Annotated in this window: 9 protein-coding genes; 3 read left to right on the forward strand and 6 right to left on the reverse strand. The window is 73.4% G+C overall.

Features of this window, described 5'->3' with window-relative positions:
- Positions 1-69 precede the first annotated feature (69 nt).
- From EDF64_RS03000 to manA, 5 genes are all read right to left on the reverse strand, one after another.
- Positions 70-1,473, reverse strand: coding sequence for a DUF5719 family protein (locus EDF64_RS03000; protein WP_133518627.1), 1,404 nt, complete (start codon positions 1,471-1,473; stop codon positions 70-72).
- Positions 1,470-4,355 (reverse strand): glycosyltransferase family 2 protein, encoded by a 2,886-nt coding sequence (locus tag EDF64_RS03005; protein ID WP_133518628.1) that lies wholly within the window; start codon positions 4,353-4,355, stop codon positions 1,470-1,472. Before EDF64_RS03005 ends, EDF64_RS03000 begins: the two co-directional genes overlap by 4 nt.
- Positions 4,356-4,475: 120 nt before the next feature.
- The gene (locus tag EDF64_RS03010; RefSeq protein ID WP_083402735.1) at positions 4,476-4,808 is read right to left on the reverse strand and encodes a WhiB family transcriptional regulator; all 333 of its coding nucleotides are present in this window, start codon (positions 4,806-4,808) and stop codon (positions 4,476-4,478) included.
- Positions 4,809-5,007: 199 nt separating this feature from the next.
- Complete coding sequence (galE, locus tag EDF64_RS03015; RefSeq protein ID WP_133518629.1) at positions 5,008-5,970, reverse strand: UDP-glucose 4-epimerase GalE; 963 nt, start codon at positions 5,968-5,970, stop codon at positions 5,008-5,010.
- A gap of 54 nt (positions 5,971-6,024) precedes the next feature.
- On the reverse strand, positions 6,025-7,233 hold the full coding sequence (gene manA / locus EDF64_RS03020; RefSeq protein ID WP_133518630.1) for a mannose-6-phosphate isomerase, class I: 1,209 nt from the start codon (positions 7,231-7,233) through the stop codon (positions 6,025-6,027).
- A 38-nt stretch (positions 7,234-7,271) separates the two neighbouring features.
- On the opposite strand from manA, the gene EDF64_RS03025 reads away from it, so the two are divergent.
- Positions 7,272-9,404: an acyltransferase family protein gene (locus EDF64_RS03025; protein WP_133518631.1), complete on the forward strand. Its 2,133-nt coding sequence runs from the start codon at positions 7,272-7,274 to the stop codon at positions 9,402-9,404.
- Positions 9,405-9,441: 37 nt separating this feature from the next.
- Positions 9,442-10,821 carry an O-antigen ligase family protein gene (locus tag EDF64_RS03030; RefSeq protein ID WP_133518632.1) on the forward strand — a complete coding sequence of 460 codons (1,380 nt, stop codon included), beginning with the start codon at positions 9,442-9,444 and terminating at the stop codon, positions 10,819-10,821.
- Between the two features lie 85 nt (positions 10,822-10,906).
- On the opposite strand, the gene EDF64_RS03035 is transcribed toward EDF64_RS03030, so the two are convergent.
- Entirely contained in the window at positions 10,907-12,292 is a 1,386-nt protein-coding gene (locus EDF64_RS03035) for a hypothetical protein (RefSeq protein ID WP_133518633.1), read from the reverse strand.
- Between the two features lie 91 nt (positions 12,293-12,383).
- On the opposite strand from EDF64_RS03035, the gene EDF64_RS03040 reads away from it, so the two are divergent.
- Complete coding sequence (locus EDF64_RS03040; protein ID WP_133518634.1) at positions 12,384-13,685, forward strand: O-antigen ligase family protein; 1,302 nt, start codon at positions 12,384-12,386, stop codon at positions 13,683-13,685.
- The last annotated feature ends 68 nt before the right edge of the window (positions 13,686-13,753 follow it).

Consider the following 13,753-nt stretch of genomic DNA (forward strand, 5'->3'; position numbering starts at 1 on the left):
GCTGAGCGCGGGCCGCCCGGCTCGCACCGCGCGCCGCGCGCCGCGCGCCGCGCGCGAGCGCCCCGCGCGTCAGGGGTAGACGCGGACCGGCGTCGACACCTCGGTCGCCGCGCGCACCGGGAAGCCGGCGATCCCGTCGTTGCTCTCGTAGGTCACGCCGGCCATCAGGCCCCTCGTGCCGGTCAGGGTGAGCTGCTTCGACACCGGCACGGACACCGTGCTCGTGCCGCCGGCGACGACGTCGACCTGCTGCTCCTCGTCACCAGACCGGATCGTGACGTCGGCGTCGGAGCGCGTCGGGTTCACCAGCGTCAGCCGCGCGCCGTCCCCGGGTGCGACCGCGGTGATCGTCGATGCCCCGAGCGGCTCGGCGGAGGCGAACCAGCCCAGGTCGGTGCGGTCGTCCTCGGTGGGCGTCGTGGTGCGGGCCCCGGCCACGATCGGCTCGGTCGACGTGACGGTGAACGAGTACCGGCCGTCCGGGAAGTCGTCGAGGGCGACGTCGGTCACGACGCCGGGCTCCGCGGTGGCGTTGACGGTCGAGCCGCCGCCGTCCGCGGTGGTGATGCCGAGGGTGACACGGGCGGCCTGCGACCCGGGCACGAACAACCGGACGATCGGGGCGGCGTCGGCGGTGTCGTCACCGCGCTGGGCCTCCTGCGCGCCCTGCAGCACGACGCCCGGGATGATCTGCGTCCGTGCCGGTGCAGCTCCGCCGGAGACGACGTCGAAGCCGCCAGGGGTGAGCGTGCGGACGATCGACTCCTGCATGTGCGCGACGATCTGGCCGCCGGACGACACGACGTGCACGACGGTCGAGCCCTGGTCGGACACGAAGCCCGACAGCGGCACGACCTTCTGCGTGTTCGGCGCGACGACGATGCCGGTGGTGCCGGGTGCGCTGACGGTGCCCGAGTCGTCGTAGATCGACAGGTCGACCGTGGCGTTGACGTCGGTCGGGTTCGACAGGGTCACGAGGCTGGTGCGCCCCGTCTCGGTCGAGCCGCCGACGAGCCACGTGGACTGGCTCGGGTCGTCGCACGACGCGGCCCCGATGCCGACGAGGTCGCCGCTGGAGACGCTCTGGTAGCTGCTGCCCGCGACCTGCGGCGTGGTGTCGCCGGCCGGGGCGGTGAGGAGGCGCGGGTCGCTGCCTCCGGTCGTCGACGCCCCGAGCGACGAACGCTCGACGGTCGACCCGGTGGTGGCGGTCGCGACCGTGGCGGAGCCGACGGTGCTCGCCTTGGTGGCGTCGTTGCCGGCGTCGTCGGACAGGCGGAGCGCGCTGCCGGCGCACACCCGCTCGGCGTCGGCCGGCACGGGGACGACCGTCTTGCCGGCGGGCCGGCCCGGGTCGGACTCGGTGCCGAACGCGTGCGCAGCGGTGACGGCGCCGGCGGCGACGACCACGGCGACCGCGGTGGCGGTGCCCCGGACGACCCAGCGGCGGACGGAGGCGGGGGTGGTGCTCATTCGTCGCGCTCCTCGTCGAAGGTGGTGGCGGGTTCCTCGGCCTCGATGACGTTCGAGGTGGCACGGCGACGGCGGGGCGCGGTCGGCACCGCGAGCAGGGCCGCGGCACCGAAGACCACGCCGAGCACGACGAGGTAGAGCACGTGCGTGGCCTGCGCCGCGGCCGACCCGGTGGAGGTCCGGTCGACGTCGCCCTCGAAGTGGAACAGCTGCCCGCTCGTCGTCTCGCCGATGCTCGTGAAGAGCGCGTTCTGCCCGATCGCTCCCGCCGCACGGTCGTGCACCTCCTGCGCCGCGGAACCGCTCGAGCCGCGGGAGGCGTCGGATGCGTCGGAGGCGTCCGAGACGTCGTCGAGGAGCACGAAGCTCACGCCGAGCTGCCGGAGGGCCGGCTCGGGGTCGTAGCCGCTGCGGCTCGCGAGGTTGCCGGCGAGGGTCGCGAGCTGCGCCCCCGAGCGGCTCAGTGTCAGCGCGGTGGAGTCGAGCGTCGACTGGTCGTCGAGCGTCGACCCCTGGCCGCGCTCGAGCGCCACCGCGAGCGAACCGTCGCTCTGCGGTTCGACCACGAGCGTGCCGACGTCGGGGTTGGCCTGCGCCTCGGCGTTGACGTACGCGCTGAGCACCCGGCCCGTGGTGGGCTGGATGACCGCGTTGCCGAGGTAGAAGGCGGCGAAGGCCGGGGCGACCGCGACGCCCGCCAGCACCGTCGCGACGAGGCCCGTGACCGGTGCGAGCCGGGGCAGCACGTCGATGCCGATGCACGCCGCCGCGACGATGGCGAGCCAGTAGACGGAGAGCCCGCTGCCCGGCCAGATGATCGTGGTGGTCGACCCGACGCCCGTGACGGTCACGTGGGTCGCCGCGAACGCGGTGGCGAAGCCGAGCAGGGCGACGACGAGCGATCCGCCCGCGACGGCCCAGCGGTGGCCGAGCATCGCCCCGATGGCCGCGGCGGCGATCGGGAGCGCGAGGACCGCCATGAGCACCGGCAGGATCGCGGTCAGCGTCGCCAGGCCCGCCGTCGTCGGGAGCCAGCCGCTCCAGTCGGGCACCGGCTGGCCGATGGCGAGCTGGAACGCGGACGGCGCGCGGGTGGTCGAGGGGACGCCGGGGTCGGCGAACACCGCGAGCACGTTCCCGCGTGTGACCTGGGCGATCACGAGGGGCAGGAACAGCACCGCGGCGGGCACCGGGATGAACACCCGGCGGTGCGCCCGGCGCCAGCCCACGACGAGCGAGACCACCCAGGCGACGAGGAGCACCGGCAGCAGCGACGGTGCCGAGGCGGCGACGACGGCGAACAGCAGCGAGGCGCCGGAGGCCCACGCCCAGGAGCGGTGCGCCTCGAGCACGGCGAGGAACAGCCACGGCAGGAGCACGTGCGCGATGACCGCGCCGAGGTGCCCGCTCGTGACGGCGCCGACGAGCGTCGGGGCGATCGTGTAGAGCGCCGCGCCGATCGCGGGCACCCAGGTCCGGGTCGTGACCTTGCGGATCGCGAACCACGAGCCGAGCGCGGCCACCGGGAACGCGACGAGCATCACCAGGACGACCGAGGTCGACGGCGACCAGAAGGTGACGGAGCCGAGGACGGCGACGACCGCGGCGAACGGGTCGGACGGCCCGGTGAACCCGGTACCGATCGAGTGCCAGCCGTAGCCGACGTTCTGCCAGAGCCGGGCGACGTCGGTGCTCAGTGGGAGCAGTCCCCCACCGGTGAGCGCCGGCGAACCGAGCAGCGGGTACAGGGTCACGACGCTGAGGACGGCCGCGGCCAGGACGACCCAGATCCCGCCGTCGCCGAGGAACGAGGCGCGGGCGATCGGGGCGTCCTCGACGCGCGCGAGTTCGACGTCGCGCGAGGTCGTCCGGTGTTCGTGCACCCGGCGCCAGCTGACGCGCAACGGTTCGACCGCCGCCCAGCCGAGCTGCTTCTTCCGGGCGAGGACCGTGCGGGCACGGCCGACCCCGCCGCCGAACGCGACCGCGAACGCCGCCGCGAGCTCGGCGCTGACGGCCGCCGGGTGCTTGGCGACAAGGTGCCCGACGGCACGCCCGATCGCGAACGGCACGAGGGTGAGCCAGTGGATCCAGAGCACCCCGACGGGCGCGTACGTCATCCGTCGGTGCAGCTGCGCCTGCCGGTGCATCCGCACGCGCCGCCCCTCGGAGACGCGCTTGCGGCCGAACTCCTCGATCGGGCCGGCCGTGGTCACGCGGGCCTCCGGGACGACCGCGACGCGGTGGCCGGCCAGGCGCACGCGGACGCAGAAGTCGAGCGCCGCGTCGACGTTCGGCAGCGCCGGGTCGAAGCCGCCGAGTTCGTTCCAGACCGACCGGCGGACGAGCATGCCGCCAGCGGCGACCGCGAGCACGTCGGTGTGCCGGTCGTGCTGGCCCTGGTCGAGTTCGTCCTGCACGAGGACGATGGACCGGCCGAAGCGGGTCATGCTCTCGCCGAACGCGCGGATCACCGACGGGTCGTCGACCGACACCAGCTTCGGCCCCGCGACGACGACCGACGGGGCGATCTCGACGGCGGAGAGCAGGTCGGCGAGGGCGGTCGGCGACGGGGCGTTGTCGTGCCCGAGCAACCAGAGCCACTCGTCGACGGGTTCGTCGCCGGCGCGCGGCGCTTCGCGCTCGCCGCGAGCGACGGCCTCGCCGAAGGGGCGACCGGCGGGCAGGCGGAGGAGTTCGGCGGATCCGCCGAACGACAGGTCGGCGGTCGAGCCGTCGGTCGACCCGACGTCGACGACGACCAGGTTCTCGGGGTGACGGGTCTGGGCGGCGAGGGCGTCCAGGGTCCGGTCGAGGTGGTCCGCCCCGTTGGCGGCGACGAGGATCGCGGTGACCCGGGGCTGAGCGGAACTGGGCTGCATGACGGGCGTCACTCTACGGTCTGGAGGCGCGGTGCCGGTCGCGCAGGTCGGCGCGCCGTGAAGCTGTGGGCGCGCTCACCGCACGGTGCGTGACGGACGGGAGGCGCGCCTCCAGGGCGACTACGCGCGCTTCCGCAGCTTGCGGCGTTCACGCTCGGACAGGCCACCCCAGATGCCGAAGCGCTCGTCGTTCTCGAGTGCGTACTCGAGGCACTGCGACCGGACCTCGCACGAGGTGCAGATCTTCTTGGCCTCGCGCGTCGAGCCGCCCTTCTCGGGGAAGAAGGCCTCGGGGTCGGTCTGCGCGCAGAGCGAGTCGACCTGCCAGGCGAGCGGGTTCTCCTCGTCGTCGGTCTCCGGACGGCGGACACCCGGGACGCCGAGCGCGACGGGGTCGACGTGCCAGTCCTCCGGTACTCCGGCGTGGAAGTCGGAACCGTTCACCCTGATCACCCCTGACGTCTCGATAACGGGACCACAACAATTGCTGTCGTGCCTGTAATTACAGCGGTGTCATTCGCGAGAGTCAAGTCGCGGATCATAGAAGGTGCTGCCGGTTCCGGCGTGTCATGTCCCCCGTACGGGCGTGTCGCGCCCGGTCTGTCCGGGCTTCGGGGGACAGCGGACGCGCGCGATCGCCGCGTCCGGGGGCTCAGCCGATGCGCCGGCGGGCCTCCCACGCGCTCGTGACCATCTCGTCGAGCGTGTGCCGCATCGCCCAGTCGAGGTCTCGCGCCGCGGCCTCGCCGGTGGCGACGATGCGCGCCGGATCGCCGGGGCGACGCGGTGCGACCTCCGGCTCGAAGGCGATGCCGGTGCCCGTCGCCATCGCGTCCATGATCTGCCGGACGCTCACGCCGTCGCCGCTGCCGAGGTTGTAGGCGCGCTCGAGGGTCTCCCCCGCCTCGAGCTTCTGCGCGGCCACGGCGTGCGAGCGCGCGAGGTCGGCGACGTGGATGTAGTCACGCACGCACGTGCCGTCCGGCGTGTCGTAGTCGTCGCCGTTGATCCGCGGGGTGCGGCCGGCGAGCAGCGCCTCGAACACGAGCGGGAAGAGGTTGTGCGGGCTGGCGTCGTACAGGTCCGGCTCCCCGGAGCCGACGACGTTGAAGTAGCGGAGCGACGTCGTGGTGAAGCCGGCGGCGACCTCCATGTCGCGGAGCAGCCACTCGCCGATGAGCTTCGACTCGCCGTACGGCGACTCGGGGGCCTTCGGGGTGTCCTCGACGACGGTCTCGACGTCCGGGGTGCCGTACACGGCGGCGCTCGACGAGAACACGGCCTTCGTCACACCGTTCTCCGCCATCGCGCGGAGGAGGGTCACCATGCCCGTGACGTTCTGCTCGTAGGTGTGGAGCGGACGCTCGACCGAGACCCCGGCGTACTTGAAGCCGGCGACGTGCACGACGCCGGTGACGTGGTGGTCGCGCAGGGTCCGCGCCACGAGGTCCCCGTCGAGGATCGAGCCCTCGACGAAGGGCACGTCCTCGGGCACGAACGCCCGGAACCCGCTGGACAGGTCGTCCAGCGCGACGGTGTCGATGCCCGCTGCACGCAGCGCTCGGACGACGTGGGACCCGATGTACCCGGCACCGCCGGTGACCAGCCAACTCATGCTGGCCACGCTAGCGGAACCGGATCGCCCCGCGCCTCGCCGCGGCGTGCGGCTTCACGCACCCGTCGCGATGAACACCGTCGACGTGACACCGTCGGTCGAGTCGGCCTCGACCGTGACGTCGCCCTCGTCCGGCGTGATGTAGCAGGACTCCCCCTGGCGGAGGAGCGTCGCGGAGGTCGCACCGACCAGGGTGACCACGCCGGCCGTGCAGATCGCGATGGACGGACCCGTCAGTGGGGCGACGCCGCCGGAGCCCAGGCCGACCGGACGCCCGTCGCCGGTGACGCGCAGCAGGGCGAAGCCGACCCCCTCCGGAGCGAACCGGTCGACGCCCGGGCCCGCGGCCTCGGGCTCGAGGACCGGTGCGGGGTAGGCGGTGAAGTCGAGGACGTGGAGGAGCTCCGCCACGTCGACGTGCTTCGGCGTGAGCCCGCCGCGGAGCACGTTGTCCGACGGCGCCATCAGCTCGATGCCGAGGCCGTCGAGGTACGCGTGGATGTTGCCGGCGGGCAGGTACATCGCCTCGCCCGCAGCCAGGGTGACGCGGTGCATGAGGAGGGAGACCACGACGCCCGGGTCGCCGGGGTAGGCCGCGGCGAGGTCCCGCGCGGTCGCGGTGTTCGGCGTCTGCGCGTCGTCGGGCAGTGCGGCGGCGAGGTCGCTCACGGCCTGCACGACCGCCAGGGCCGAGGCGTCGGCGGTCTCGAGCCAGCGCACCGTGTCCTCGAGTCCGTGCTGCAGGTGCACGTGCAGCGGCCCGAGGCGTCCGGTGCCGGCGTCGAGCAGGTCGACCTCGGCGATGGTCTCGTCGACCGGGCGGAAGCCGCTCAGCGCCTCGAACCGCTCGCTCAGCGCCACGACGAGCTCGGGCTTCGGGAACGGGTCCTTGTAGTTCCGCGCCGGGTCGTCGATCGGGATGCCGGCGGCTTCCTCACGCTCGAACCCCTCGCGCGCCTGCTCGGGCGTCGGGTGGGCCTGCAGCGACAGCGGGGCCGCGGCGGCGAGCACCTTGAGGAGGAACGGCAGCCCGGTCCGGTCGGCGCCGAGGGCGGTCTCCGGCTCGGCGGCGATCCAGTCGTGGAGCGTGTCGGCGCCGCCGACCATCGCGGGGTTCACGACGACGCTCGGGCTCCCCGGGTGCGCGCCGAGCCAGAGCTCGGCCTGCGGGGCTCCGGTGACGGTGCGGCCGAGGAGTTCGGGGATGGCGGTGACGGAACCCCAGGCGTAGTCGCGGGGCGTGTTCGTGATGCCGAGGAACATGCGCACGAGCCTATCGGCGCCACCGTAGACTCTCCGCGATGTCCAGCAGCACGGTGGAGATGCCCACACGACGGTCCCTCCGTACCTCGTCCCCGCGGTCGACCGACCCGACCAGGTGGGACATCCAGGGACTCCGCGCGTTCGCGGTGCTCGCCGTCGTGCTCTACCACCTGTGGCCGAACCGGCTGCCCGGCGGCTTCGTCGGCGTCGACGTCTTCTTCGTCATCTCCGGCTTCCTGATCACCGGGCACCTGCTCCGCGAGGTCGTGTCCACCGGCCGGATCGGGCTCGCCGGCTTCTGGTCACGGCGGGCGAAGCGCTTGCTGCCCGGTGCGTTCCTCACCATCCTCGCCACCGGCACCGCGGTCCTGCTCTGGGTGCCGAGCGCGCTCTGGGGGCAGTACGGCCGCGAGCTCATCGCCTCGACGGTCTACGTGCAGAACTGGCAGCTCGCGGCGGACGCGGTGGACTACCTCGCGCAGGGCAACCAGCCGTCGCCGTTCCAGCACTTCTGGTCGCTGTCGGTCGAGGAGCAGTTCTACATCGCACTGCCGCTGCTGCTGCTCGGTGCGCTCTGGCTCGGTCGCCGTGCCCGCCGCGGGCAGGTGTCACCGGTCACGGTGGCGCGGGTGCTGCTCGGCGCGGTCGTCGTGCTGTCGCTGGTGTGGAGCATCGTGCAGACGCAGACCTCCCCCGGCGTCGCCTACTTCTCCACCGCGACCCGCGCGTGGGAGTTCGCACTCGGTGGCCTCGCGGCGACGGTCCCGCTCACGGCGCCGCGCACCACGCCGGCTCGGACGGTGCGCGTCGTCGGTGCCTGGCTCGGCGCGGCCGCGCTCGTGGCGTCGCTGTTCCTCATCACGGCGTCGACGCCCTTCCCAGGGATCGCCGCGGCACTGCCCGTCGCCGGCGCGGGGCTCGTCGTGCTCCTCGGCGGCCACTCCGGCCTGCAGCGCATCGGTCGGTTCGCCCCGATCGGGTTCACCGGGCGGATCTCCTACGCCGTCTACCTCTGGCACTGGCCCGCCGTCGTCATCCTGCCGATCGCCCTGCGCCACGAGCTGAGGGCGAAGGACAAGGTCGCGATCCTGGTCGGCGCGTTCGTCATCGCCTCGATCACCACGCTGCTCATCGAGGAACCGCTCCGGTTCTCGGGCTGGGTGAAGGCCCTGCGCCCGCGCCGTGTCGCCCTCTACGGCGCGCTCGCCACGGTCCTCGTCGCCGCGCTCGGGGCCGCGTCGCTCACCGCGCTGCACGTGCAGCAGGTCCAGGCGGCACAGTTCGCCGACAACCTGCGCCGGGGCGACGTCGCGTGCTTCGGTGCCGCGGCCGACATCGCCGCCGCGAAGCCCTGCGTGAACCCGCGGCTCGCCGACGTCCGGGTGCCGGCGGCGTCGATCGCGGCGACGGACGACTCGAACCGGCCGGCGTGCTGGTCGAACGTGACGGACGACCTCAACATGTGCGAGCTCGGCCCGAAGACCGGGTACACGAAGCACCTCGTCGCGATCGGCGACTCGCACAACAACGTCTTCGTCGACGCCTACGAGAAGATCGCGAAGGAGCGGAACTGGCGCATCGACGTCGCCGGGCACGCCGGGTGCTACCTGACGACGGCGCAGCAGAGCGCGAACAGCCAACAGCTCCAGCAGATCTGCGACCAGTGGAAGCAGAAGGCGCTGCAGTACCTGCGGTCCCAGTCCGACCTCGACGGCCTCATCGTCACGCACTCGAACGGCAACACCCCGGTGATCGCCTCCGGCGGCCGCTCGGCCGCGGACACGGTCGTCGACGGCATGGTGGACGCCTGGAAGGTGGCCGCCGACGAGGGCATCCCGGTGATCGCGATCCGCGACAACCCGAACGCCCGTCGTGACGTCGTCGCGTGCGTCGGCCAGATGTCGGGACCGACCACGACCGCCTGCGACTCCGACCGGGCCGGGGCGCTCAAGGACTTCGACGGCAGCGCGCAGGCCGTCGCGCGGATGGACGGCCGAGCGCGGCTGATCGACTTCACCTCGGAGTACTGCACCGAGCAGACGTGCCCCGCCGTCATCGGTGGCGTGCTCGTCTACCGCGACCGCACACACCTGACGAACACCTTCGCGATGACCCTCGCGCCGCAGCTCGGCACCGGCATCGCCGACGCGTTGCGGGCCGTGTCCCGGTGACACCGGTCGACGTCCGCACGCCCGGTAGCCTGGCCTCGTGACGAACACCTGGCCGATCTCGCGCGGCACCGTACCCGAGCGCGAGGCGTTCGCCTTCGGTGCCACGATGCTGTTCGTGCTCTTCGCCGGAGACGCCGTCCCCAACTCGCTCACCTGGGTGGGCGCCGGGATCCTCTGGGCACTCGTCGCGGTGTGGGGCGTCACCGTCCTGGTCCGTGCTCGGCCGCCGATCACGCGCACACCGCGGTCGCTCTGGTTCTTCCTGGCCTGGTGCCTGGTGTCCGTCCTCTGGTCGCACTGGCCGCAGGCGACGATCCCGAGCATCGTGGTGCAGGTGATCTGCGCCGCGATGGCGTTCACGGTCGCGTCGACACTGACGTGGCGGCGCATCCTCGACGCGCTCAGCCTCGCGTTCCGCTGGGTCCTCATGCTGTCGCTCGTCTTCGAGGCCGTGGTCGCCGTGGTGGTCCGGCACCCGATCGTGCCGGTGTGGACCGACTACGGCGACCGGCACATCCCGGACGCCTTCTACTTCTCGCGCGCCGAGCTCTTCACGGGCGGTCGCATCCAGGGCCTCCCGGGCAACGCGAACCTGCTGGCCATGGTGGCCCTGCTCGCCGCGATCGCCGTGGCCGTGCAGTTCGCCGAGGGGCGGATCAGCCGGAACCGGACGATCGGCTGGCTCGTCGTGGCCGGGCTCGTCCTCGCCCTCACCCGGTCGTCGACCGTCCTCGTCGCGACCCTGGTCGTCGCGGTCGCGCTGGTCGTGGCGCTCTGGATCCGTCGGGTCCCGACCGAGCGGCGGACCCCGCGGTACCTGGTCGTCGTGGTCGGTGCGGTCGTCGCGGCCGTCGTGGCCTTCCTCGCCCGCGGCGCCGTGTCCGAGCTCCTCGGGAAGGGTGCCGACGCCACCGGCCGCGGCGTCATCTGGGAGCGCGTGACCGGGCTCATCGACCAGCACCCCGTCGTCGGCTGGGGCTGGATCGGCTACTGGTGGCCGTCCATCCCGACCCTGGCGGACCTCGCGCACCGGAAGGGCGTGACCTACCTGCAGGCGCACGACGCCTACCTCGACGTGTGGATGCAGACCGGGATCATCGGACTCCTGCTGTTCGCGCTCTACGTCGTCACCACCCTGAACCGCTCGTGGTCGTCGGCGACCCGGATCGGCTACGACGCGTCCCAGTCGCCGCGGCCGTTCGACCCGGTGTCGCTCCTGCCGTTGCTGGTGGTCGTCGCGCTGCTCGTGCAGTCCGTCGCCGAGTCACGCCTGCTCTACCAGGGGAACTGGGTGCTGTTCGCGCTCATCGCGATCAAGTCGCGGATCGTCCTGGTCGGCGACGAGCCGCTCTCGACCGGGGACGGACCGCGCACGCCGCCCGCACGCCGCGAGTTCCGCCAGCCATCCCGGCGCTGACCCCCAGCGCCAACCGTCCCGGCGCTGCCCCCAGCGCCCGCCGTCCCCCCGCTGCCCCCGGCGCCCGCCGTCCCCCCGCTGCCCCTCAGCGCCCGCCGCCCGCGGGCAGCAGCCGCGTGCACGGCACGTCGGCGCCCCACGGCGCGGTCCGCACGTCGGCCGACCGCGCCGGATCGCCCGCGCACGACGCGACCGCCCCCGGGATCTGCTCCGCCCAGACCGGCCCGTCGCTCCGCCGGGTCGGACCGGGCACGACGCCCGCAACCGCCACCACGACGACCAGCGCGACCACGCACCACCCGGTGGCGGCCCCGGTGAGGCGAACCGCGCCTCCAGGCCGGGTGCGACGTCGGACGGCGGACGCCCACCGGGAGGACCCGACGAGGACCCCTGCGGCGACCAGGACCGCCGCGAGCAGCAGGAGTCCCGACGCGGCCGCGTAGCGGAGCGGCCCGACGGCGGCGAGCGCCTCGACGGGGTGCGCCCACCCGCGTGCCGCTCCCCCGTTCGCGATGAGGGCCGCCCACCACGTCCCGAGCGAGGCGAGCCCGAGCGCGACCGTCATCGCGCGGGCGCGCCAGGAGCCGACGACGACGGCCGCCGCGACCACGAGCAGCACGAGCACCGCCGGTGCGACGACGACCGTCCAGCCTTGCGCGAGCACGGCTCGGACGACCGCGCCGACGTCCGGGTCCCAGATGCCGGCGAAGGGCTGCAGCAACCAGCCGGCGGCGACGTCGGAGACTGCGGGTGCGCCGGGTCGCGCCGTCCGCTCGGTCGTGAGCGCCGTGACCACCTGGGCGAGACCGCCGGCGACCGTGACGACCGTCACCGGCAGCGCGCGCGGCCACGCCCGAGCCCCGGAGGGGTCCCGCAGCGGCAGCCAGGCGAGGAGCAGGAGCGGCAGGAACGCCACGGTCTGCAGCTCGGTGAGCACCAGGAACACGGCGAGGAGCGCCACCGCCCCCGACGCCCACCAGGTCCGCGCGCGGTACGCGAACACCCACGGTGCGGCGGCGAGCACGAACCAGTGCAGGTTGGCGGCGTTCCCGCTGATCTCGTGCGGCGCGAGCGGCAGGAGCGCCGGCGACACGGCGAGGAGGGCGCGGACGGGCGCGATCGGCACGACGTCGCGGGCGAGCAGGTACACCGCCGCGCCGAGCACGCCGACGACCAGGCACGCTCCGCCGGACAGGACGAGCGCGTAGTCGGAGACGGGCAGTGCCCAGCCGACGTCGACGAGCAGCCGCGGCAGGAGGTGCAGGTACCCGGCGTACGGGTGCAGCAGCGAGTCGATGGGACCGAGGGCGATCCGCTCCCGGAGGAACAGTCCGCCGTCCTCTGCCCAGACCGTGCCGCGGGTCACGGGTCCGAGTCGCCACCAGGCGACGGCGGCGGTCGCGAGCCCGAGCAGGACCGCCACGCCGAGGCTGCCGAGCAGTCGACGGGTCGCGGGCGTCGGTCGTTCCATGGCGTGGCAACGCTAGCTGGTACATCGCGTATCGGTGATAGTCACGATCGGCGATTCCCCGGCTCCGAGGTGGGTGCGCCAAGATGGACGCGTGACGGACGGACGGCTGACGAAGCGCGCGCTGGCACGCCGCTACCTGTCCGCCTGGATCGGGTTCTCGGCGGGCGGGCGGTTCAGCCAGGCCCTCGCGACCGTGCTCGTCCTGTTCGCCTTCGGCCAGCCCGTGGTCCACGCACTCGTCGGACCCGCGGGCACCTGGGCCGTGCTCGTGACGCTCGTCGTCCTCGCCGGGCTGAGCCTGCTCGGGCAGCGCTACCGCATCGAGTGGCACGGCGTCCTCCCCCTCTCGCTGCTCGCGTTCGTCGGGTACTGCGCGCTGAGCGTCCTCTGGAGCGAGTACTCGTGGGTCGCGCTCCGCGGCCTCGTCGCCACGGTGTGCTTCGCCGGGCTCGGGCTCTACCTCGCGCTCGGCCGCGACCTCGTGCAGGTCATCCGGGCCTCCGGGGACGCCTTCCGCATCCTGCTCGTCACCGCGCTCGGCCTCGAGGTCCTGTCCGGCCTCGTCCTCGACGTCCCCATCCCGACGTTCGGGATCCAGGGCAACATCGCGTACGGCGGTCCGATCCAGGGCATCGGCGGCACCCGGAACTTCATGGGGTTCATCGCCGCGATGGCCCTCGTCACGTTCGTGGTCGAGTTCCTCACCCGGTCGGTGACGATGTGGCGCGCGATCGGGTCCACCGCCCTCGCCGTCATCGCCCTGATGCTCGTGCAGTCCCCCATCACCGGTCTGGCGATGATCGCCCTCGCCGTCACCGCGCTGGCGCTGTGGTCACTGCGACACGCGCGGCCGACCACCCGGCCGGTGGTCAACGGCGTGCTCGGTGGTGCGGTGCTCCTCATGCTCGTCGTCGGCGTCCTCGCCCGGCACCGGATCCTCGCCGAGATCGGCGCGGCCGGCGGGACGGCGACCCGGCTGGACCTCTGGTCGCAGCTCCGCGTGTTCATCGGCCAGTTCCCGATCCAGGGCTGGGGCTGGGTGGGCACCTGGCCGCACGAGGCCGTCGTGCCGTACGTCACGTTCGTCGACCCCGCCGGACACCGGTTCACCTCGGGGCTGAACGCGTTCATCGACGCGTGGCTGCAGATCGGGCTCGCGGGCACGATCCTGCTCGGGGTCACCGCGCTCCTGGCGTTCGCGCGGGCGTGGGTCACGGCGACGACGTTCCCCGGGGTCGCCTACGTGTGGCCGGCCGCGGTGTTGGTGCTGCTCGGCGTCACGAGCACGGCGGAGAGCTACCTGCTGCACGGTGCGGGGCTGATGGTGTTCGTCGCGGTGCTGGTGATCGCCGCGCGGCGGCGGTCGTGGCGGCGGCACCTGCCGCGGTCCTGACGGGCTGCCCCGAGGCGCGGTGCGGCTCCGGCGCGGTGCGGGTCCGGCACGCTGGCCCGGCGCGCGCG

The sequence above is a fragment of the Curtobacterium flaccumfaciens genome (genome assembly GCF_004361695.1).
In the GTDB taxonomy this organism is placed as follows: Bacteria; Actinomycetota; Actinomycetes; order Actinomycetales; family Microbacteriaceae; genus Curtobacterium; species Curtobacterium flaccumfaciens_B.